Source organism: Pseudomonas sp. St386, from assembly GCF_018325865.1.
GTDB classification, from domain to species: domain Bacteria; phylum Pseudomonadota; class Gammaproteobacteria; order Pseudomonadales; family Pseudomonadaceae; genus Aquipseudomonas; species Aquipseudomonas brassicacearum.
Map to the genome: position 1 here is coordinate 5,499,372 of NZ_AP021900.1, position 22,372 is coordinate 5,521,743.

Sequence of the window (22,372 nt, forward strand, 5' to 3'; positions counted from 1 at the left end):
CCCCACGATCTATCCACACCACCCTAATACCACTTAAAGCTAGCCACCTTTAAGCCCCCCAGAAAATCTAGACAACCCGCCAAAAGCAGCGTTGACATGGTATTCAAGTGGTATTAGCTTCGATCCCCATCACCGAGCGAAAACTCCTACAACCGCATCGGACACACCACATGAACGACATCCTGGCCCTGCGCCCCGACGACACCCAACCCACCCCGCTCTACCTGCAACTGGCCCGCAACCTGGAGGCCGCTATCCACGCCGGCCAGTGGAAAGCCGAGCAAGCAATGCCCTCCGAACGCAGCTTGAGCGAGCAACTGGGCATTTCCCGGGTCACCGCCCGCAAAGCGCTGGAAGTGCTGTTCGAACAAGGCCTGATCCGCCGCAACCAAGGCTCGGGAACGTTCATCACCCCGCGCCTCGAACAACCGCTCTCGCGCCTCAGCGGGTTCAGCGAAATGCTCCGGCTCAAAGGCTTCGTGCCCGGCTCCCAATGGCTGGAGCGGGAAATTACCCCGCCAACCCACGAAGAACTGATTCGCCTGGGCCTGTCACCCACTGACAAAGTCGCCCGGCTCAAACGGCTGCGCAAGGCCGACAACACGGTCATGGCCATCGAGATGAGCACCCTGCCCGCATCAATCATTCCCAAGCCACAGGCGGTGGGCGATTCGCTTTATGAATTCCTCGATGGCATCGGCAAACCGGTGGTGCGCGCCCTGCAACACATCCAGGCCATCAACGCCTCGGACGAGTTCGCCGCCCTGGTGGGCATTGCCCCCGGCACCGCAATGCTACTGATGACCCGGGTCGGCTACCTGGAAGACAACACGCCCATCGAAGTCACCGACACCTATTGCCGCAACGACTACTACGACTTTGTCGCAGAGCTGCGGCGCTAGACGACCAGAGAATCCCAATGTCCGAAGACAACATCCTCACCGCCAACGGCTGGATACGCGGCCGCCTGGTCCACGAACACGGCAAGGTCGTGTCCGTCGAAGGCCAGCCCTGCGACCCGGCGAGCAACGACCTGCCCTACCTGCTGCCCGGCTTCATCGACCTGCATGTGCACGGCGGCGGCGGCAAAGACATCATGGAAGGCGCGCCAGCGTTCGAAACCATTGCCCGCACCCACGTGCGCTTCGGCACCACGGCGCTGCTCGCCACCACCATGACCGCGCCGAGCGAAGAAATCGCCAGCGTACTCAAGGCCCTCGGTGAGTTCTGCGAACAGCGGCCCAGCGGCAGCGCACGCGTGCTGGGGGTGCATTTGGAAGGCCCCTATATCAACCCCGGCAAACTCGGTGCCCAACCGAATTTCGCCCACACCGCGTTGATGGCCGAAGTGGAGGCCTACCTGGCCCTGGCACCGATCCGGGTGATTACCATCGCACCGGAAATCGCCGGGCACGACGCCTTGATTCGCGCGCTCAGCGCCCGGGGCGTGCGCATACAGATCGGCCATACCCTGGGCAGTTACGAAGAAGGCGTCGCGGCACTGGCGGCCGGGGCCAGCAGTTTCACCCATTTGTACAACGCCATGAGCCCGTTGCATCACCGCGAACCGGGCATCGTCGGCGCGGCTCTGGCCCATGCCCGATATGCCGAGTTGATTCCCGATTTGCTGCACGTGCACCCCGGTGCCATGCGCGTGGCCTTGCGTGCGATCCCGTGCCTGTATTGCGTCACCGACTCCACCGCCGCCGCCGGAATGCCCGACGGCGAATACAAGCTGGGCAGCCACACCGTGACCAAATGCCTCGGCGGTGTGCGCCTGGCCGACGGCACGCTGGCCGGCAGCACCCTGACCATGGACCAGGCCCTGCGCAACCTGGTGAAGATCGGCCTGCCCCTCGCCGAAGCCTCGCAACGCCTGTCGCAATTCCCCGCCGACTACCTCGGCCTGCCCGAGCGCGGACGCCTGCAACCCGGCGCCTGGGCTGACTGTGTGCGCCTTGATCGTGCCCTGAACCTGATCGACGTGATGGTCGAAGGAGAAGCCATTGACTTCCAAAATGCTTGAAGAGGCCCTGGCCTCGTCCGCCGCCGTCGAGCGCCAATTGCGGCTATTGGACCCCGCCCTGCAGGAAATTGCCGGGCGTCTGCGCCGCCAACCGCCGCAAGTGGCGATGACCGTGGCCCGTGGCAGCTCCGACCACGCCGCCAGCTACTTTGCCTACCTGACCATGCAACAACTGGGGTTGCCGGTGGCGTCGCTGCCGATGTCGGTGGTGACCATGCAGCAGGCGCCGCTGAAGGTCAGCGGCCAGGTGGCGTTCGCATTCTCCCAATCGGGGCAAAGCCCGGACCTGGTGAACAGCCTGCGCCTGTTGCGCAAGCGCGGCGCGTTGAGTGTGGCGATGGTCAACGCAGAGGACTCTCCGCTGGAGGCGGCCTGTGAATTCAGCGTGCCCTTGTGCGCCGGCATCGAAAGCAGTGTCGCCGCGACCAAGAGTTTCATCGCCACTCTCAGCGCCAGCGCGCGTCTGGTGGCCCATTGGAAAGACGATGCAGAATTGCTCGAAGCCGGCACCGCGCTGCCCGAAGGCCTGCGCGATGCCGCGAGCCAGGATTGGAGCGCCGCCGTCGAGGCCCTGCGTGACGGCCAGCGCTTGATGGTCATCGGCCGTGGCGCCGGGTTCGCCATCGCCCAGGAAGCCGCGCTCAAATTCAAGGAAACCTCAGCGATCCAGGCCGAAGCCTTCAGCAGCGCCGAGGTCCGCCACGGGCCGATGGCACTGATCGATGCAGATTACCCGCTGTTGGTGTTCGCCCCGCGCGGCGCCGAGCAGGCTGGTGTGTTGAGCCTGGCCGCCGACATGCGCCAACGCGGCGCCCGGGTGCTACTGGCCGCGCCCGATGACATCGCCGAGCGCAACCTGACGCTGTCCCGTGCCGAACACCCGGCCCTGGACCCGATCCTGGCGATCCAGAGCTTTTACCGCATGGCCGCCAGCCTGGCTGAGGCCCGAGGCCTGGACCCGGACCAGCCACGGCACTTGAGCAAGGTCACCCGGACCCACTGAACCGACAATCCTTTAACGCAAGGTCAACGAAATTACAAAGAGAGCGAGCCCATGCCCAACAACGATAAAGAGCTGACCCTCAGCGCCCCGCTCAGCGGGCCGGTGCTCACCCTCGCCAACGTCCCGGACGCGGTGTTCGCCAGCGGCGCCATGGGCGACGGGATCGCCATCGATCCGCTGAACGACACCCTCTACGCCCCCTGTGACGGCGAGGTGATCCACGTCGCTCGCACCGGCCACGCCGTGACCCTGCGGGCCGACAACGGCGCCGAACTGCTGCTGCATCTGGGGCTGGACACTGTCGAATTGCAGGGCGACGGTTTTTCCATGCTGGTCAAGGAGGGCACGCGGGTCAGCAACGGCCAGGCGCTGCTGCGTTATGACCTGGACAGCGTGGCACAGCGCTGCAAAAGCCTGGTCAGCCTGCTGATCATCACCAATGGCGAGCACTTCCAGGCTCGGCCGATTACCCTCAAAGGGGTCAAGGTCGGCGAGCCGTTGCTGCACATCGTCAGCAAGACACCGGGTGAAACACGCGACGATGAAGCGGACGTCGGCATCGAAGTGTTCGGCCAGATCCGCATCGCTCATCGAGGCGGCCTGCACGCGCGGCCGGCCGCCTTGGTTCGCCAGACCGCCCAAGGCTTCAAGAGTCGCTCGCACCTGCACTTCAGCGGTCGATCGGCGTCCTGCGACAGTGTGATGGGCATGATGGGCCTGGCGATCACCGAACAGGCCGAAGTGCACGTCAGTTGCCGTGGCAGCGATGCCGAGGCGGCGTTGCAAGCGCTGCTGAAAACATTATCCACAGCCCTGGCCGAAGAGGCCCATGCCGAGGCACCGCGGGCCAAGGCGCCCAGCCGTAGCGCCGAAGACGGTGTGCTGCACGGCGTATGCGCCGCGCCCGGCCTGGTCAGTGGAGCGCTGGTTCACCTGGAAGGCATTCAGTTGCCCGAGGATGTCGGGGGTCACGACGTCGCAGAACAACGGCAACGGCTTCGCGATGCCTTGGCGCAGGTCAGTCGCGAGATCCAATTGACCCTGGAAAACGCCAAGGCCCGGCGCCACGTCGATGAGCAAGCGATCTTCAGCGCCCACCTGGCATTGTTGGAAGATCCGGTCCTGCTGGACGCCGCCGACCTGTCGATCGAACAAGGTTGCGCCGCGCCCCACGCTTGGAGCCGCTCCATCGACGAGCAGTGCCAAGTGCTGCGGCAACTGCAAAGCACGCTGCTGGCCGAGCGCGCCAATGATTTGCACGACTTGCGCCAGCGGGTCTTGCGGGTGCTGTTGGGGGAAGCCTGGCAATTCGACGTACCGGCGGGCGCCATTGTCGTCGCGCAGGAACTGACCCCATCGGACCTGTTGCAACTCAGCGCCCAAGGCGTGGCCGGTGTGTGCATGGCCGAGGGCGGCGCGACGTCCCACGTGGCGATCCTGGCCCGTGGCAAAGGCCTGCCCTGCCTGGTGGCATTGGGCGAGGCACTGCTTGCACAGGCACCGGGGCAATCGGTGGTGCTGGACGCCGACGGCGGCCGCCTCGAACTCACGCCAACCGCCGAGCGCCTGGCGCAGGTGCAGCAAGCACAGACCCGACGCACAGCCCTGCGCGCCCAGCAACAGACCCTCGCCCACACGCCGGCGCGAACCGTCGATGGGGTGGAGGTTGAAGTTGCCGCTAACGTCGCCTCCAGCGCCGAAGCCAGCCAGGCCTTTGCCAACGGCGCCGATGGCGTTGGCTTACTGCGCACCGAGTTTCTCTTCGTCGACCGCCACACTGCCCCCGACGACGAAGAGCAACGCCAGGCCTATCAGGCCGTGCTCGATGCCATGGGCGACAGGCCAGTGATCATCCGCACCATCGACGTCGGTGGCGACAAACAATTGGATTACCTGCCGCTGCCGGCCGAAGCCAACCCGGTGCTCGGCCTGCGGGGCATTCGCCTGGCCCAGGTGCGCCCGGAACTGCTGGATCAGCAATTGCGAGCCCTGCTGCAGACTCGCCCACTGCACCGCTGCCGGATTTTGTTGCCGATGGTTACCGAGGTTGACGAACTGCTGCACATCCGCCAGCGTCTCGACGCCTTGGGTGCCGAACTCGGCCTGAGCGAACGCCCGCAACTGGGGGTGATGATCGAAGTACCAGCCGCCGCCCTGCTGGCCGAGCAACTGGCCGAGCACGCGGACTTCCTGTCCATTGGCACCAACGACCTGTCCCAGTACACCCTCGCCATGGACCGCGACCACGCCGGCCTCGCCGCCCGGGTCGATGCCTTGCACCCGGCGCTGTTGCGACTGATCGCCCAGACCTGCGCTGGCGCCGCCAAGCATGGGCGCTGGGTTGGCGTATGCGGGGCCTTGGCTTCCGATCCCCTGGCCACACCGGTGCTGATAGGCCTGGGCGTACGGGAGCTGTCGGTCAGCCCGCCGCAGGTCGGCGAAATCAAGGACCGCGTGCGTCACCTCGATGCCGCCCAGTGCCGCCGCGTCAGTACCGATTTGCTGAACCTGGCCAGTGCCGCCGCCGTGCGCCAGGCCTGCCATCAACACTGGCCCCTGGGCTGAGCCACGTCGGACAACAATAAAAGGAGAGACGCCATGTACCAGCATTTCATTGAAGGGCTGCAACGCCTCGGCCGGGCGCTGATGTTGCCCATCGCGATCCTGCCGATAGCCGGCCTGCTGCTGCGCCTGGGTGACACGGACCTGTTGAATATCGCGATCATCCACGATGCCGGCGAAGCGATTTTCGCCAACCTGCCGATGATCTTCGCCATCGGCATCTCTGTGGGTTTCGCCCGGGACAACAACGGCACGGCGGGGCTGGCCGGGGCCATCGGTTACCTGGTGATGATCGCGACGCTGAAGGTGCTCGACGCCAGCATCAACATGGGCATGCTCGCCGGGATCATCAGTGGTCTGCTGGCCGGCGCGCTGTACAACCGCTTCAAGGACATCAAGCTGCCGGAGTACCTGGCGTTCTTTGGCGGCCGACGCTTCGTGCCGATTGTCACCGGCTTCAGCGCCGTCGGTCTCGGCGTCGTGTTCGGCCTGATCTGGCCGCCGATCCAGCACGGCATCAACAGCTTCGGCGAGCTGCTGATGGCCAGCGGCAGCTTCGGCGCGTTCGTCTTCGGTGTATTCAATCGGTTGCTGATCGTCACCGGCTTGCACCACATCCTCAACAACATGGCCTGGTTCATCTTCGGCAGCTTTACCGACCCGGCGACCGGGGCGGTGGTCACCGGGGACCTGACCCGTTATTTCGCCGGCGACCCCAAGGGCGGCCAGTTCATGACCGGGATGTTCCCGGTGATGCTCTTCGGTCTGCCCGCGGCGTGCCTGGCGATGTACCGCAACGCCCTGCCCCTGCGACGTAAGGTCATGGGCGGGATCCTGCTGTCCATGGCGCTGACCTCGTTTCTGACCGGTGTCACCGAACCGATCGAATTCGCCTTCATGTTCCTTGCGCCGCTGTTGTACCTGGTCCACGCGCTGCTCACCGGCCTGTCGATGGCGGTGACGAACCTATTGAACATCCACTTGGGCTTTACCTTCTCCGGCGGTTTCATCGACATGGTCCTGGGCTGGGGAAAATCCACTAACGGCTGGCTGGTCATCCCGGTGGGCCTGGCCTACGCGGCGATCTATTACCTGGTGTTCGACTTCTGCATCCGCCGCTTCGACCTGAAGACGCCGGGGCGCGAAGAGGTACCGGCGGGCAACAAACCGGCCATCGCCGAAAACCAGCGGGCCGCTGCCTACATCCAAGCGTTGGGCGGCGCTGACAACCTGATCACCCTCGGCGCCTGCACCACGCGCCTGCGACTGGACCTGATAGATCGCAACAAGGCGTCCGACGCCCAGCTCAAGGCCCTCGGCGCCATGGCCGTGGTCCGCCCCGGCCACGGCGGCAGCCTGCAGGTGGTGGTGGGGCCGATGGCCGACAGCATCGCCGATGAAATCCGCTTGGCGTTGCCCTCTTCCGAACGGCCAGCCAGCGCATCCGTGGCCGAAGTGGTTGCGTCTGCCCCACCGGCTGTCGTCTCCGAAGCCGAAGCGCAACAATGGCTCGCGGCCCTGGGCGGTGGCGGGAATGTGGTGCAGCTCGATTGCGTGGCGATGAGCCGTTTGCGCGTGCAACTGGCCGATGGCAAAGGGTTGTCGGAAAGCCAGCTCAAGGCGCTGGGTTGCCAGGGGGTCAGCTCGCTGGAGGATGGTGTGTGGCACTTGTTGCTAGGGGAAAAAGCGCCAGGGTTGTGGCGGGCGTTGGAGGCGGTGGTGCCGAGTCGTCAGGCGGGTGTCAAAGCCTGAGTTTTCGTTGCCTGAAAGTACGCCATCGCGAGCAAGCTCGCTCCCACAGGGTTCGGTGTCGATCACTTGTTTTGTGAACAACACCCATCCACTGTGGGAGCGAGCTTGCTCGCGATGGGGCCTGTACACACCCCACAACTATATCTGACACAGCGCAATCCCCGTGGCGAGGGTTCATGTACACAGAATCACGGGCAATAAAAAACCCGCTGAATCCATCAGCGGGTTTTTCATTTCAAGCGCCAGAGGATCAGAAATCCTCCAACCGCCACACTTCATACGCCGGTGTCTCGTAGGGATGGCTGTGCTTCAGCGCCTCCACCACTGGGCGGATCAACTCATCGGCCACCACCAGTTCCACCTTCCATTCCTCGACCTGCTCGACCTGCCCTGCTTCGCCAATGAACGGCTGGCTGCCGTCCAACGGGCGAAACTGGCCCAGGCCCAACACTTGCCAGGCGCAGTGGTCATAGTCGCCGATTCGCCCGCCACCGGCAGCGAATACGGCGTTTTTGACCACGTCCAGATGGCTGGCCGGAACGAAGAAGCAGAGCTTGTACACCGCCTTAGTTCACCCAGACGCGGGCGTTGCGGAACATGCGCATCCATGGCGCGTCTTCGTTCCAGTCGTCCGAACGCCACGAGTTCTGCACCGCGCGGAATACACGCTCCGGGTGCGGCATCATGATCGTGACGCGGCCGTCGCGGCTGGTCAGGCCGGTGATCCCGCGCGGCGAGCCGTTCGGGTTGGCCGGGTAGGTTTCGGTGACCTTGCCGTGGTTGTCGACGAAGCGCAGCGACACACAACCGGACAAGTCGGCCTCGAGCAACGCTTCTTCGCTTTCGAATTCCGCGTGGCCTTCGCCGTGGGCGATGGCGATCGGCATGCGCGAACCGGCCATGCCCTGCAGGAAGATCGAATTCGACTCCTGCACCTGGACCATCGCCACGCGGGCTTCGAACTGCTCGGAACGGTTACGCACGAAGTGCGGCCAGAACTCGCTGCCCGGGATCAGCTCGTGCAGGTTGGACATCATCTGGCAACCGTTGCACACGCCGAGGGTGAAACTGTCGGTGCGTTCGAAGAAACCCTGGAACGCATCGCGGGCGCGGCTGTTGAACAGCGCCGACTTGGCCCAGCCTTCACCGGCACCCAACACGTCACCGTAGGAGAAACCGCCGCAAGCGACCATGCCCTTGAAGTCGTTCAGGTCGACACGACCGGCGAGGATGTCGCTCATGTGCACGTCGATCGCGTTGAAGCCGGCGCGGTCGAATGCCGCCGCCATTTCCACCTGACCGTTGACGCCCTGCTCGCGCAGGACCGCCACTTGTGGGCGAATGCCTTTCTTGATGTAGGGCGCGGCCACGTCGTGGTTGACGTCGTAGCTGAGCTTGGCGCTCAGGCCCGGGTTGTCTTCTTCCAGCAGCGCGTCGAATTCCTGCTCGGCGCAATCGGCGTTGTCGCGCAGGCGCTGGATCTGGTAGCTGGTTTCCGCCCACTGGCGCTGCAACAGGCTGCGCTGGCCTTCAAAGACGGTGTCGCCATTGAAGGTGATGTTGATGTGGGCGTTGTTGATCGGCTGGCCGATCACCGAGACGCAGTCGGCCAGGCCAGCTGCGCTGAACTGGGCGAGGATGTCCGGGGTGGCGTCCTGGCGAACCTGGATCACCGCGCCCAACTCTTCGTTGAACAGGATGGCCGGGATTTCGGCCTTGGACTCGGCAACGCTGTCGAGGGTCAGGCTCAGGCCGCAGTGGCCGGCAAAGGCCATTTCCACCACGGTGGTCAGCAAACCGCCGTCGGAACGGTCGTGGTAGGCCAGCAGGTGACCGTCGGCGTTGAGACCCTGGATGACGGCGAAGAATGCCTTCAGGTCTTCGGCATCATCGACGTCCGGCGCTTGCGAGCCGAGCTTGCCGTGCACCTGGGCCAGGATCGAGGCGCCCATGCGGTTCTGGCCACGGCCCAGGTCGATCAGGATCAGATCGGTGGTGCCCTTGTCCATGCGCAGTTGCGGGGTCAAGGTCTGGCGGATGTCGGTGACCGGGGCGAAACCGGTCACGATCAGCGACAGCGGCGAAGTCACGCTCTTGTCCACGCCTTCGTCGTTCCAGCGCGTGGCCATGGACATGGAGTCCTTGCCCACCGGAATGGTGATACCCAGCTCAGGGCACAGCTCCATGCCGACAGCCTTGACCGTGTCGTACAGGCGGGCGTCTTCACCCGGGTGACCGGCGGCGGACATCCAGTTGGCCGACAGCTTGATGTCGGAAATCTTGCCGATGCGCGAAGCCGCAATGTTGGTCAGGGTCTCGCCAATCGCCATGCGGCCCGACGCCGGGGCGTCCAGCAGTGCCAGCGGTGTGCGCTCGCCCATCGCCATGGCTTCACCGGTGTAGACGTCGAAGCTGGTGGCGGTCACGGCCACGTCAGCCACCGGCACCTGCCACGGGCCGACCATCTGGTCACGGGCCACGAGGCCGGTGATGGTGCGGTCGCCGATGGTGATCAAAAAGCTCTTGCTCGCCACGGCCGGGTGATGCAGCACGCGCTCGATGGACTCGGCGAGGTCGAGGGTCGACGGATCGAAATCGTCGCCCAGCTCGGCTTCGCGAACGGCCGAACGGTGCATGCGCGGGGCCTTGCCCAGCAGCACTTCCAGCGGCATGTCCACCGGGCTGTTGCCGAAATGGCTGTCGGTGACGGTCAGTTGCGGCTCGGCGGTGGCTTCACCCACTACCGCGAACGGGCAGCGCTCGCGCTCGCAAATAGCCTTGAAGCGCTCGAAGTCCGCCGGGCCGACCGCCAGGACGTAACGTTCTTGGGACTCGTTGCTCCAGATTTCGTGCGGGGCCATGCCCGGCTCGTCGTTTGGAATGTTGCGCAGTTCGAAGCGGCCACCGCGGCCACCGTCGTTGACCAGTTCCGGGAAGGCGTTGGACAGGCCGCCCGCGCCGACGTCGTGGATGAAGCTGATGGGGTTGTGGTCACCCAACTGCCAGCAACGGTCGATGACTTCCTGGCAACGGCGTTCCATTTCCGGGTTTTCCCGTTGGACCGAAGCGAAGTCCAGGTCCGCCGAGCTGGTGCCGGTGGCCATGGAGGAAGCGGCGCCGCCGCCCAGGCCGATGAGCATGGCCGGGCCACCGAGGACGATCAGCTTGGAGCCGACCAGGATCTCGCCTTTCTGCACGTGTTCGGCGCGGATGTTGCCCATGCCACCAGCCAACATGATCGGCTTGTGGTAACCACGGACTTCCTCACCACGCGGGGTGGTGATGGACTGTTCGAAGGTACGGAAATAGCCGGTCAGGGCCGGACGGCCGAATTCGTTGTTGAACGCCGCGCCCCCCAGGGGACCTTCGATCATGATGTCCAGGGCGTTGACGATGCGCTCAGGCTTGCCGTACGGCTTTTCCCACGGCTGTTCGAAGCCCGGGATCTGCAGGTTCGACACGGTGAAGCCGGTCAGGCCGGCCTTGGGCTTGGCACCGCGCCCGGTGGCGCCTTCGTCGCGGATCTCGCCACCGGAACCGGTGGACGCGCCCGGGAACGGGGCAATCGCCGTCGGGTGGTTGTGGGTCTCGACCTTCATGAGGATGTGCACCGGTTCCTGGACCGCACCGTACTGGCGGGTCTCAGGGTTCGGGTAGAAGCGACCGGCAACGTTGCCGACGATCACCGCCGCGTTGTCCTTGTAGGCCGACAGCACACCTTCGTTGTGCATCTGGTAGGTGTTCTTGATCATGCCGAACAGGCTTTTTTCCTGGTCCTGGCCATCAATGTCCCAACTGGCGTTGAAGATCTTGTGGCGACAGTGCTCGGAGTTGGCCTGGGCGAACATCATCAGTTCGATGTCGTGCGGGTTGCGCTTCAAGCCCTGGAAGGCGTTGACCAGATAATCGATCTCGTCTTCAGCCAGGGCCAGGCCCAGCTCGACGTTGGCTTTTTCCAGCGCGGCACGGCCGCCGCCCAGTACATCGATGGCGGTCAGTGGCTTGGGTTCGGCGTGGCTGAACAGGCCGGCGGCCTGCTCCAGGTTGCCCAGGACGACCTGGGTCATGCGGTCATGCAGACCGTCGGCGATCAGTTGGGCCTCGGCCTCGCTGAACTCACCGGCGACATAAAAGGCAATACCGCGCTCCAGACGCTGGACTTTCGCCAGGCCGCAGTTGCGGGCGATATCGCTGGCCTTGCTCGACCATGGCGAAATGGTGCCGAAACGCGGCAGCACCAGGAACAGGCGACCGGCCGGCTCCTGGACAGGAACACTGGGACCGTACTTCAGAAGGCGCGCAAGCACCTGCTGTTCGTCGCCGGTCAAACCGCCGGTGACTTCGGCGAAGTGAGCGAATTCAGCATACAAGCCACTGACAGCCGGAACCTTCTGGCTCAGTTGCTCAAGGAGTTTGCTGTGGCGAAAGGCAGAAAGGGCAGGAGCGCCGCGCAGGATCAACATCTTCGGGACAGCCTCGGGAAGGGGGTGTGCTTTGAGGCCGTGCATTCTAGCCTAAACCGCCGCCAACGGCACCCGAAACGGCACGCGCGGTGCTGGCCGAATGTCGGTCTTTGCGCACACGGCGCAATTGGACACCCGCGCCAAGGTTTTCGCAGAGTTATTTTTCAGCGACGCAAAGCCCTGCGCACCCCGGCCGGCCGGTGCTGCGGACATGTTTTGCAATGGCTAGCAGACTGGCCATTTGCTGTCGAGATATGGCGGTAGGGGCCGTTTGCGTATACTGCGCAGATGTTTTCCCCAACGGCTTTGCGTCCGCGATATGCCAGATGGCTGATCGCAACCGGACTCTTCCTGGTGCTCAGTGGTTGTGTTGAGAAACCCAACACACTGGAGCGCGTAAAGGAGGATGGCGTGCTGCGGGTGGTTACCCGAAACAGCCCCGCCACCTACTTTGAGGATCGTAACGGTGAAACCGGCTTCGAATACGAGCTGGTGAAGCGCTTCGCCGACGATTTGGGGGTGGAACTGAAGATAGAGACCGCCGACAACCTCGACGACCTCTTCAGCCAGATCGGCAAGCCCAACGGTCCGGTATTGGCCGCCGCGGGCCTGGTCAGCAGCGAACAGCGCAAGAAGCAGGTGCGGTTTTCCCGCTCCTATCTGGAAGTCACCCCGCAGATCATCTACCGCAACGGCCAGTCACGCCCGACCGACGCCGCCGCCCTGGCCGGCAAGAAAATCATGGTGCTCAAGGGCAGCACCCACGCCGAACAGCTGGCACAGTTGAAGCAGCAGTATCCGGGCATCGAATACGAAGAATCCGACGCGGTCGAAGTGGTCGACCTGTTGCGCATGGTCGACGAGGGCCAGATCGACCTGACCCTGGTGGACTCCAACGAAGTGGCGATGAACCAGGTGTACTTCCCCAACGTGCGCGTGGCTTTCGACCTGGGCGATGCCCGCAGTCAGAGTTGGGCGGTCGCCCCCGGCGAGGACAACAGCCTGCTCAACGAGATCAACAGCTACCTGGAAAAGGTGCAGAAGAACGGCACCTTGCAGCGCCTCAAAGACCGCTATTACGGGCACGTCGATGTCCTCGGCTACATGGGCGCCACCACATTCGCCCAGCATTTGCAGCAACGGCTGCCCAAATACGAACAGCACTTCAAGGCCTACGCCAAGCAAGAGAAAGTCGATTGGCGCCTGTTGGCCGCGATCGGCTATCAGGAATCGCTGTGGCAACCGGCGGTCACGTCCAAGACCGGCGTGCGCGGCCTGATGATGCTGACCCAGAACACGGCCCAGGCCATGGGCGTGTCCAACCGCCTGGATCCGAAGCAGAGCATCATGGGCGGTGCCAAGTACCTGGCGTACATGAAGGACCAACTGGACGAAAGCATCGAAGAGCCCGACCGCACCTGGTTCGCCCTCGCCGCCTATAACGTGGGCAGCGGTCATCTGGACGACGCCCGCAAACTGACGGCCAAGGAAGGGCTGAACCCGAACAAGTGGCTGGATGTGAAAAAGATCCTGCCGCGCCTGTCGCAGAAACAGTGGTACAGCAAGACCCGCTATGGCTACGCCCGCGGTGGCGAGCCGGTGCATTTCGTGGCGAACATCCGTCGCTACTACGACATCCTGACCTGGGTGACGCAGCCACAGCTTGAAGGCAACCAGGTGGCCGAGGGCAACTTGCACGTGCCGGGTGTCGACAAGAGCAAGCCTAGCCAGGAATCCCCGCAGCTCTGACAGCCAGACACAACCCTTAATCTGGGGGGGACCTGTGGGAACAGGTGCCTGTGGGAGCAAAGCTTGCTCCCGCAGGATGTGGTGGCAGGGTCAGGGTTTGGCGGCAGCCAGGATCAACGCTTTCATTTCCGCTACCGCCGACTTGAACCCGACGAACAACGCATGGGCCACCAGCGCGTGGCCGATGTTCAGCTCGTTGATGCCCTTGATGGCCGCGACGGCTTCGACGTTATGGTAGTGCAGGCCATGGCCGGCGTTGACGATCAGGCCCTGGGCCAGGCCACAGGCGACGCCATCGGCGACCCGTTGCAGCTCATCGGCCACATCCGTGGGGGTCTGGGCATCGGCGTAACGGCCGGTGTGCAGTTCGATGGCCGGCGCGCCAACACGCTTGGACGCCTCGATCTGCCGTTCGTCGGCATCAATGAACAGCGACACCTCGGCGCCGATCTTCGACAGGCGTTCCACCGCCATGCTGATCCGCGCCTCCTGCCCCGCCACGTCGAGGCCGCCTTCGGTGGTCAGCTCCTGGCGCGTCTCCGGCACCAGGCAGATGTGCGCCGGGCGGATGCGCTCGGCGAACGCCATCATTTCTTCGGTCACGCCCATCTCGAAGTTCATGCGGGTTTGCAGCACATCCTTGAGCAGCAGCACGTCCCGCTCCTGGATGTGACGACGGTCTTCACGCAGGTGAACGGTGATGCCGTCGGCGCCCGCCTCTTCCGCGTCCAGTGCGGCCTTGACCGGATCCGGGTAACGCGTACCGCGGGCCTGACGCAGGGTGGCGACATGGTCGATGTTCACGCCGAGAAGAATGCGATTGCTGGTGCTCACGAAAAGGCTCCTGAATGGGCAAATGGTCGGCCCACAGCATACGGGTTGATCAGGGCTTGCGAAACAACTCGCGACTGACCAGTGGCCGTCCGCCCAGATGCACAGCCAGGGCCTGGCGCATCAGCCGCTTGGCTGCCGACAAGGCGCCCGGCGCACTCCAGTCGGCCTCGGCCATGGCCAGCAGCTCGGCACCGTTGAACAACCCCGGTTGCAGCAGGTAGACCTGCTCCAGGCCGGCATCCACCTGCAAGCGGTACAGGCCATCGGCGGCGATGGGTTCGCCGTGCAGGTCAGTGTTCAGGGCGAAGCCATAGCCCAGGTCATCCAGCAGTCGCCATTCGAAGGAGCGCAGCAGCGGCTCCAGCGGCCGGCCTTCAGCCAGCGCCAGCAGCGTGGCGGCGTAGTGGTCGAAGACGGCCGGGTGGGGATCTTCGGCGGGCAGCAGGCGGATCAGCAGTTCATTGAGGTACAGGCCGCTGAACAGCGCCTCACCATTGAGCCACGCCGCAACGCCATTGCTTTCCATGCGCCCGACATTTTTCAACTCGCCCCGGCCACGGAACTCGACTTCCAGCGGCACGAACGGCCGCGCCAACGTCCCGGCCTTGCCCCGCGCCCCACGCAACACCGCCCGCAGCCGCCCTTGCGGCGTGAGGAAGTCCACCAGGGCGCTGCTTTCGCGGTAGGCGCGACTGTGGAGGACGTAGGCGGATTGGCCGGTGGGTTGGGTTGGGGGCATGGGAATCAGAGTTCTCAATGGACAAACAGAGTTTTTAAACAGCCCCAAACCAATGTGGGAGCGAGCTTGCTCGCGATAGCGGTCTGTCAGTCAACATCCATGTTGAACATCAGGCCCTCATCGCGAGCAAGCTCGCTCCCACAATGGTTCTCGGTATATCCAGTCAGCTGATCAGAGGTCGCCGTAACCCAACGAACGCAACGCCCGCTCGTCATCGGACCAGCCACCCTTCACCTTGACCCACAGGTTGAGCATGATCTTGGAGTCGAACAGCAGCTCCATGTCCTTGCGCGCCTCGGTGCCGATGCGCTTGATGCGCTCGCCCTTGTCGCCAATGATGATTTTCTTCTGGCCGTCACGTTCGACGAGGATCAACGCATGAATGTGCAGGGTCTTCCCCTGTTGCTTGAACTCTTCGATCTCGACCGTGATCTGGTAGGGCAGCTCGGCACCCATCTGACGCATGATTTTCTCACGCACCAGCTCGGCGGCGAGGAAACGGCTGCTGCGGTCGGTGATCTGGTCTTCGGGGAAGAAATGATCGTTTTCCGGCAGGTGTTCGGCAATCACCCGCTCCAGCGCGTCGAGGTTATGGCCGTGCTGGGCAGAGATCGGGATGATCTGGGCGTTCGGCAACTGTTCCTGCAACCAGGTCAGGTGCGGCATCAGCTCAGCCTTGTCTTCGATGCGATCGGTCTTGTTCAGCGCCACGATCAAGGGACCCGTCACGTACTGAACGCGTTCCAGGACCATCTGGTCTTCTTCGGTCCACTTGGTGCGGTCGACCACGAAGATCACCACGTCGACGTCTTTCAACGCCGCCGAGGCAGTCTTGTTCATGTAGCGGTTCAGGGCCTTTTCGCCGCCCTTGTGCATGCCCGGGGTGTCGACGTAGATCGCCTGCACGGCGCCTTCGGTCTTGATGCCCAGCATGTTGTGACGGGTGGTCTGGGGCTTGCGCGAGGTGATCGCCAGCTTCTGGCCCAGGATGTGGTTCAGCAGCGTGGACTTGCCCACGTTCGGCCGACCGACAATGGCGACATAGCCGCAGCGGGTGACGGTTGTATCAGTCATTGCCATTCTCCACACCCAGGGCAATCAGTGCTGCGGCGGCCGCTACCTGTTCGGCAATACGACGACTCACACCCTGACCCCGGCTTTTTTCATTCAATAGGACCACTTCGCATTCGACGAAGAAGGTACGGCAATGCGGCTCACCCTGGATATCCACGACTTCGTAGCGCGGTAGCTCGCAACTGCGCGATTGCAGGAATTCCTGCAAACGGGTCTTCGGGTCCTTGTTGGTGTCCACCAGCGTCAGGCTGTCGATCTCGGAGGTCAGCCAGGCCAGCACGCGTTCGCGCGCCATTTCCATGCCCGCATCCAGGTAGATCGCACCAATCAACGCTTCCAGGGCATCGGCCAGGATCGACTCGCGACGGAAACCGCCGCTTTTCAACTCACCAGAGCCCAGGCGCAGATAGTCGCCCAGGTCGAAACCACGGGCCAATACGGCCAGGGTCTCACCTTTTACCAATCGTGCGCGCAAACGCGACAACTGGCCTTCGCGGGCCAGCGGGAAACGCTCGAACAGCGCCTCACCGGCCACGAAGTTGAGGATGGCATCACCGAGGAATTCCAGGCGTTCGTTGTTGCGCCCGGCAAAACTGCGGTGAGTGAGGGCCAGGAGCATGAGGTCCTGGTCCTTGAAGGTGTAGCCGAGCTGACGCTCGAGACGGCTTAGAGAAACGCTCACGGTTTACCCACGCTGAGTTCGTGGCTGGATTCCACCGCCACGGCGGCAAGGCGCCGTTGGCTTGGGACAATTAACGCTGTGTTCAAAAATACGTCCTGACTATCGTTGGCTTCATGCCTTCGGGCAACCTTGCGCAGGCTCCAGAAAAGCATTCGGCGCTGTGTTCAACAGCGCCGTGTGTGATTACTTGATCAGGCCAACCCGCGAGAAATTCGGCAGGTGACTGAGTTTGGGTTCCGGCCAGCTCATCCAGACCGCAAAGGCCTTGCCGACGATGTTCCGGTCCGGGACCATGCCCAGCAGGTCCTTGGGAATGTTCGGATCATCCCAGTACCGGCTGTCGTTGGAGTTGTCGCGGTTGTCGCCCATCATGAAGTAGTGCCCCGCCGGCACGGTCCACGAATGGTCCGGCGTTGCGCGGTAGCGGCTCATTTCCTTGCGGATCAGGTGCTCGGCCTCGCCGAGTTTTTCCCGGTAGAGCTCGGCACTGCCCAGCGTACCCGGCTCGGAACCGAGCAACTGTTCGGCCACCGATTCGCCATTGACGAACAGGCGCTTGTCGGCGGTGTAGCGAACCGTGTCGCCCGGCAGGCCGACCACACGCTTGATGTAGTTGACGTTCGGGTCGCTCGGGAAGCGGAACACCATGACATCGCCGCGTTGCGGGTCACCGACTTCGATGACTTTCTTGTCGATCACCGGCAGGCGGATCCCGTAGGAAAACTTGTTCACCAGGATGAAATCGCCCACGTCCAGGGTCGGCTTCATCGAGCCAGACGGGATCTGGAACGGCTCTACCAGGAACGAGCGCAGCACCAGCACGATGAACAACACCGGGAAGAACGACTTGCCGTACTCGACCAGCAGCGGTTCCTTGTTGAGCTTTTCGACCACCACACCATCAGGCTGGCTGACGCTGCCCTGATAAGAGGCGATGGCCGCCCGGCGCCGAGGCGCCAGGAACAACAGATCAAGCAACGCCAACAGGCCGCAGACAAACACGGCGATAACCAGCAACAGCGGGAAATTTAGCGACATAGGACCTAACTATCCAACCTGAGCACCGCAAGGAAGGCTTCTTGTGGAATTTCCACGTTACCGACCTGCTTCATGCGTTTTTTACCGGCCTTCTGCTTTTCCAACAGCTTGCGCTTACGGCTGACGTCGCCACCGTAGCATTTGGCCAATACGTTCTTTCTGAGCGCCTTGACGGTTGTACGCGCCACAATCTGCCCGCCAATGGCGGCCTGGATTGCCACATCGAACATCTGCCGCGGAATCAGTTCCTTCATCTTCTCGGTCAATGCACGACCTTTGTAGTGCGCGTTGTCACGGTGCACGATCAATGCCAGGGCATCGACTTTCTCACCGTTGATCAGCACATCCAGCTTCACCAGATTAGCCGATTGGTAACGATCGAAATGATAGTCCAGCGAAGCATAGCCGCGACTGGTGGATTTGAGGCGGTCGAAGAAGTCCAGTACCACCTCGTTCATCGGCAGGTCGTAGGTCACCTGGACCTGCGTGCCGAGGAACAGCATGTCGTGTTGTACGCCACGCTTCTCGATGCACAACGTAATGACGTTGCCCAGGTGCTCCTGAGGCACAAGGATGTTGGCCCGCACGATCGGCTCGCGCATGTCTTCGATGGCCGACAGGTCCGGCAGCTTGGACGGGTTGTCGACGTAGATGGTCTCGCCGTTCTTGAGCAACAGCTCGAAAATAACCGTCGGCGCCGTGGTGATCAGGTCCAGATCGTACTCGCGCTCCAGGCGCTCCTGGATGATTTCCATGTGCAACATGCCCAGGAACCCGCAACGGAAGCCGAAGCCCAGGGCATCGGAGCTTTCCGGGGTGTATTGCAGGGACGAGTCGTTCAGGGTCAGCTTTTGCAGGGCTTCGCGGAAATCCTCGAAATCGTCGGAGCTGACCGGGAACAGGCCGGCATAGACCTGCGGCTGGATGCGTTTGAAACCTGGCAACACATCGACGTCGGGGGTAGAGCTCAAGGTCAGGGTGTCGCCGACCGGCGCCCCGTGGATGTCCTTGATGCCGGCGATGATGAAGCCCACTTCACCGGCCTTCAGGTCTACGGTGGCGGTGTGTTTCGGGTTGAATACACCGACGCTGTCCACCAGGTGGATCTTGCCGGTGGACTTGACCAGGATCTTGTCGCCTTTCTTCACGCGGCCATGGCGCACGCGAACCAGGGAAACCACACCCAGGTAGTTGTCGAACCAGGAGTCGATGATCAACGCTTGCAGCGGATCCTCGATGTTGCCGGTCGGCGCGGGAATGGTGTGCACCAGGCGCTCGAGCACTTCGTCCACGCCCAGGCCGGTCTTGGCACTGCAGGTGACCGCGTCGGTAGCGTCGATGCCGATGATTTTTTCGATTTCTTCCTTCACGCGGTCCGGATCGGCCTGGGGCAGGTCGATCTTGTTCAGCACCGGCATGACTTCCAGGCCCTGCTCGATGGCCGTATAGCAGTTGGCAACCGACTGGGCTTCGACGCCCTGGCCAGCATCGACCACCAGCAGCGCACCTTCGCAGGCCGCCAGCGACCGGCTGACTTCATAGGTGAAGTCGACGTGACCCGGGGTATCGATGAAGTTCAGCTGATAGGTGATGCCGTCACGGGCCTTGTAGTAGAGGGTAACGCTGTGGGCCTTGATGGTGATCCCGCGTTCACGCTCCAGGTCCATGGAGTCCAGGACCTGGGCTTCCATTTCACGCTCGGCCAGGCCGCCGCACATCTGGATGAAGCGATCGGCCAGCGTCGACTTGCCATGGTCAATGTGGGCGATGATGGAGAAATTGCGGATATGACTCAAATCACTCACGGATCAACACTCAAAAAGGCTGCAGGCATAGCCCGCCGAAAAATAGCCGGGAATTGTACCTGATACACCGCGCAAGTGGGAGCAAAGCTTGCTCGCGAAACAGCCACCTCGATCTATGAAAGACTACAGGGCCTTCATCGCGGGCAAGCCTTGCTCCCACACAGCCTTGCTCCCACAGCCCCCTCGCTACACGAGCAATCAACCGGCCCGACGCAACAGCCAGAGCCCGGCCAACGCGCAGATACCGGCCGGCACCAGCACCGCAAACAACGGCGAGAAGCCGAACACCAGGCTCGACGGCCCCAGCAGATCCTGGGCAATGCGGAAAGTGAAGCCCACCAGCACGCCGGTAAACACCCGCTGGCCAAGGGTCACCGAACGCAGCGGGCCGAAAATGAAGGAAATCGCCATCAATACCAGGGCGGCGGTGACCAACGGTTGCAACACCTTGACCCAAAAAGCCAGCCAGTAGCGACCGTTATTCAAGCCCTGGTCCGCAAGGTAGTGGATATACCCCCACAAGCCGGTAATCGACAGGGATTCAGGCGCCATCACCACGGTGCTGAGCAACTGCGGGCTGATCGACACGTCCCAACGTTCCTGCGGGGCGGCGACCACCTCGGTGCGCTTGTCATGGAACAAAGTGGTCGTGACATCGCTCAGCTGCCAGTGGTCCTCGGCGAAATTGGCGCGCTTGGCAAAGCTCGACGACAGCATGTGCCGTTGGTCGTCGAAGCGATACCGGGTCACGCCATAGAGAATGCCATTGGGCTGGACCGAGTTGATGTGAATGAACTCGTCGCCCTGACGGTGCCACAGGCCGTGCTTGGCGCTTTGCGCATCGCCGCCGCCCTGGGCCAGGGAACGGTTGGCCTGGGCAGTATTTTCGGTGGCTGGGGCGATGTATTCGCCGATCAACACACCCACCAGCATCAACACCAGCATGGGCTTCATCACCGCCCAGACGATCCGACCAATGGACACGCCGGCGGCGCGCATGATGGTCAGCTCGCTATTGCTGGCCAGGCTGCCCAGGCCGATCAGGCAACCGATCAGCGCGGCCATCGGCAGCATGTCGTACAAACGCCGTGGTGCCGTCAGCAGCACGTAGCTCGCCACGTCCGTCAGCGTGTAGGTGTCGCTGACGTCGCTCATTTCATCGATGAAGGCAAACAGGGTCGCCAGGCCGAGAATGATCCCCAGTACCGCAAGGATCGCCATGAACACACTGCTGCCGATGTAGCGATCGAGTTTAACCACGGGCCACCTCCAGCGCGCTGCGACGACTGGCCAGCTTCAGGCGCAGCGGCTCCCAATAGAGCAACCCCAGGCCGATGGCCAGGAAGATCGAGTGCACCCACCACAGGCCCAGGGCTGGCGGGATCTTGCCTTTCTCCAACGCACCGCGGGCGGAAATCAGGATGGTCAGGTAAGCCATATAGAGAAGAATCGCCGGCAGCAGCTTGAGGAAACGCCCTTGGCGCGGGTTGACCCGCGACAGCGGGACCGCCATGAGGGTCACGATGAATACCAGCAGCGGCAAGGACAGGCGCCATTGCAGCTCGGTACGGGCACGAATGTCGTCGTTGCCCAGCAGGCTGGCGGTGGGCATTGCGTCGCGGTCAGTGACTTCGTCGCTGACCTCGGGCTTGGGCAACAGCACGCCATAGGTGTCGTACTTGATGGCCCGGTAATCGGCCTGCCCCGGCTTGCCGTCATAGCGATAGCCGTTTTCCAGGATCAGGTAGCGGTTGCCGTCGGGGTTGATTTCCTGCCGGCCCTTCTCGGCCACCAGCACGGAGATGCCACGGTCCTTCTTGGCATCCGAAGACAGGTTCTTTTGTGTAATGAAGACGCCGCCCAGGTCGATCCGGTCGTCCGAGAGCTGTTCGGTGTAGGTCACCCGCGTACCGTCGCGCAGGGCCTGGAAACGCCCTGGCACCAGGGTGTCGAACTCGGTCATGGCGTCTTGCTGGTTGATCAGCAACTGGAACTGGGTGGCACCCTGGGGTGCCAGGCTCAGGCTCAGCCAGGCCACCACCAGCGCCACCAACGTGGCCGGGAACAGCGTCATGCGAAACAGCCGTTGTTGGCTCATGCCGGTGGCCGACAGCACGGTCATTTCGCTGTCCAGGTACAAGCGTCCGTAGGCCAGCAGGATACCGAGGAACAACCCCAGCGGCAGGATCAATTGCAGGAAGCCCGGCAGGCGGAACCCCATGATCAGGAACAGCGAGCCCGGGTCCAGGGCACCGGAGGCCGCTTGGGCGAGGTATTTGATGAAGCGTCCGCTCATGATGATGACCAGCAGCACGGCGCTGACGGCACTCAAGGTCAATAAGACTTCGCGGGATAGATAACGAAAGACGATCAAACCAGACACTCCAGGGTTGTCAGGCTAAGGCGGCCAAACAAGCAAACGTATCGAGTCGGCGCGCCAACGCGAGCCGCCGAAAAAAGAGCCGCATTATCCTGTGATTGGAGGCGCCTGTCACTTCGCACGCTTTAAGCCGGTGCTTAAAGCCAAAAGTTAGCGCCGTCGAGGGTTGTCAGGCTCGGGCGCCGGGGTTCAAACTGCGGCCTTTGTCGCCGGCAAGCACCGGCGCTTCTTTTATATAGAAGAAGCTCGCTCAGCGCGCCACCGT

Annotated in this window: 16 protein-coding genes; 6 read left to right on the forward strand and 10 right to left on the reverse strand. The window is 62.9% G+C overall.

Translation table 11 applies throughout. The features are described from left to right. The first annotated feature begins 170 nt into the window (after nt 1–170). From KI235_RS24285 to nagE, 5 genes are read left to right on the forward strand one after another with little or no spacing between them, the layout of a single operon-like run. Nucleotides 171–902, forward strand: coding sequence for a GntR family transcriptional regulator (locus KI235_RS24285; protein ID WP_003205245.1), 732 nt, complete (start codon nt 171–173; stop codon nt 900–902). Nucleotides 903–919: 17 nt separating this feature from the next. Then, nucleotides 920–2,026 (forward strand): N-acetylglucosamine-6-phosphate deacetylase, encoded by a 1,107-nt coding sequence (gene nagA / locus KI235_RS24290; protein ID WP_212795338.1) that lies wholly within the window; start codon nt 920–922, stop codon nt 2,024–2,026. Then, nucleotides 2,007–3,029 (forward strand): SIS domain-containing protein, encoded by a 1,023-nt coding sequence (locus tag KI235_RS24295; protein ID WP_003205249.1) that lies wholly within the window; start codon nt 2,007–2,009, stop codon nt 3,027–3,029. Before nagA ends, KI235_RS24295 begins: the two co-directional genes overlap by 20 nt. 51 nt (nt 3,030–3,080) lie before the next feature. After that, nucleotides 3,081–5,594, forward strand: coding sequence for a phosphoenolpyruvate--protein phosphotransferase (gene ptsP, locus KI235_RS24300; RefSeq protein WP_212795339.1), 2,514 nt, complete (start codon nt 3,081–3,083; stop codon nt 5,592–5,594). 33 nt (nt 5,595–5,627) lie between these two features. Then, nucleotides 5,628–7,343 (forward strand): N-acetylglucosamine-specific PTS transporter subunit IIBC, encoded by a 1,716-nt coding sequence (gene nagE, locus KI235_RS24305; protein WP_013694152.1) that lies wholly within the window; start codon nt 5,628–5,630, stop codon nt 7,341–7,343. Nucleotides 7,344–7,593: 250 nt separating this feature from the next. On the opposite strand, the gene KI235_RS24310 is transcribed toward nagE, so the two are convergent. Together KI235_RS24310 and purL are read right to left on the reverse strand one after the other, a co-directional pair. Beyond that, nucleotides 7,594–7,905 carry a YqfO family protein gene (locus KI235_RS24310; RefSeq protein WP_003205254.1) on the reverse strand — a complete coding sequence of 104 codons (312 nt, stop codon included), beginning with the start codon at nt 7,903–7,905 and terminating at the stop codon, nt 7,594–7,596. A gap of 4 nt (nt 7,906–7,909) precedes the next feature. Beyond that, the gene (purL, locus tag KI235_RS24315; RefSeq protein ID WP_003205256.1) at nt 7,910–11,806 is read right to left on the reverse strand and encodes a phosphoribosylformylglycinamidine synthase; all 3,897 of its coding nucleotides are present in this window, start codon (nt 11,804–11,806) and stop codon (nt 7,910–7,912) included. Nucleotides 11,807–12,094: 288 nt separating this feature from the next. On the opposite strand from purL, the gene mltF reads away from it, so the two are divergent. Continuing rightward, on the forward strand, nt 12,095–13,555 hold the full coding sequence (gene mltF, locus KI235_RS24320; protein WP_212795340.1) for a membrane-bound lytic murein transglycosylase MltF: 1,461 nt from the start codon (nt 12,095–12,097) through the stop codon (nt 13,553–13,555). 90 nt (nt 13,556–13,645) lie between these two features. Here mltF and pdxJ read toward each other — a convergent pair whose 3' ends face one another. From pdxJ to lptF, 8 genes are all read right to left on the reverse strand, one after another. After that, nucleotides 13,646–14,389 (reverse strand): pyridoxine 5'-phosphate synthase, encoded by a 744-nt coding sequence (gene pdxJ / locus KI235_RS24325; RefSeq protein WP_003205260.1) that lies wholly within the window; start codon nt 14,387–14,389, stop codon nt 13,646–13,648. Between the two features lie 49 nt (nt 14,390–14,438). Next, on the reverse strand, nt 14,439–15,128 hold the full coding sequence (recO, locus tag KI235_RS24330; RefSeq protein ID WP_003205262.1) for a DNA repair protein RecO: 690 nt from the start codon (nt 15,126–15,128) through the stop codon (nt 14,439–14,441). 171 nt (nt 15,129–15,299) lie between these two features. Then, on the reverse strand, nt 15,300–16,202 hold the full coding sequence (gene era, locus KI235_RS24335) for a GTPase Era (protein WP_003205264.1): 903 nt from the start codon (nt 16,200–16,202) through the stop codon (nt 15,300–15,302). Beyond that, entirely contained in the window at nt 16,195–16,884 is a 690-nt protein-coding gene (gene rnc, locus KI235_RS24340; protein ID WP_003205268.1) for a ribonuclease III, read from the reverse strand. The genes era and rnc overlap by 8 nt, the downstream gene beginning before the upstream one ends. Nucleotides 16,885–17,067: 183 nt before the next feature. After that, on the reverse strand, nt 17,068–17,922 hold the full coding sequence (gene lepB / locus KI235_RS24345) for a signal peptidase I (protein ID WP_003205272.1): 855 nt from the start codon (nt 17,920–17,922) through the stop codon (nt 17,068–17,070). A 5-nt stretch (nt 17,923–17,927) separates the two neighbouring features. Further along, the gene (lepA, locus tag KI235_RS24350; RefSeq protein ID WP_003205274.1) at nt 17,928–19,727 is read right to left on the reverse strand and encodes a translation elongation factor 4; all 1,800 of its coding nucleotides are present in this window, start codon (nt 19,725–19,727) and stop codon (nt 17,928–17,930) included. Between the two features lie 198 nt (nt 19,728–19,925). Next, entirely contained in the window at nt 19,926–20,987 is a 1,062-nt protein-coding gene (gene lptG / locus KI235_RS24355) for an LPS export ABC transporter permease LptG (RefSeq protein WP_013694154.1), read from the reverse strand. After that, the gene (lptF, locus tag KI235_RS24360; protein WP_003205278.1) at nt 20,980–22,101 is read right to left on the reverse strand and encodes an LPS export ABC transporter permease LptF; all 1,122 of its coding nucleotides are present in this window, start codon (nt 22,099–22,101) and stop codon (nt 20,980–20,982) included. Before lptF ends, lptG begins: the two co-directional genes overlap by 8 nt. Nucleotides 22,102–22,372 lie beyond the last annotated feature (271 nt).

Excerpts from the sequence above, each read along its gene's own strand:
- lepB (WP_003205272.1), bottom strand. The coding sequence starts at position 17,922 with ATGTCGCTAAATTTCCCGCTGTTGCTGGTTATCGCCGTGTTTGTCTGC.
- ptsP (WP_212795339.1), top strand. The coding sequence starts at position 3,081 with ATGCCCAACAACGATAAAGAGCTGACCCTCAGCGCCCCGCTCAGCGGG.
- nagE (WP_013694152.1), top strand. The coding sequence starts at position 5,628 with ATGTACCAGCATTTCATTGAAGGGCTGCAACGCCTCGGCCGGGCGCTG.
- recO (WP_003205262.1), bottom strand. The coding sequence starts at position 15,128 with ATGCCCCCAACCCAACCCACCGGCCAATCCGCCTACGTCCTCCACAGT.
- era (WP_003205264.1), bottom strand. The coding sequence starts at position 16,202 with ATGACTGATACAACCGTCACCCGCTGCGGCTATGTCGCCATTGTCGGT.
- nagA (WP_212795338.1), top strand. The coding sequence starts at position 920 with ATGTCCGAAGACAACATCCTCACCGCCAACGGCTGGATACGCGGCCGC.
- mltF (WP_212795340.1), top strand. The coding sequence starts at position 12,095 with ATGTTTTCCCCAACGGCTTTGCGTCCGCGATATGCCAGATGGCTGATC.
- KI235_RS24285 (WP_003205245.1), top strand. The coding sequence starts at position 171 with ATGAACGACATCCTGGCCCTGCGCCCCGACGACACCCAACCCACCCCG.
- purL (WP_003205256.1), bottom strand. The coding sequence starts at position 11,806 with ATGTTGATCCTGCGCGGCGCTCCTGCCCTTTCTGCCTTTCGCCACAGC.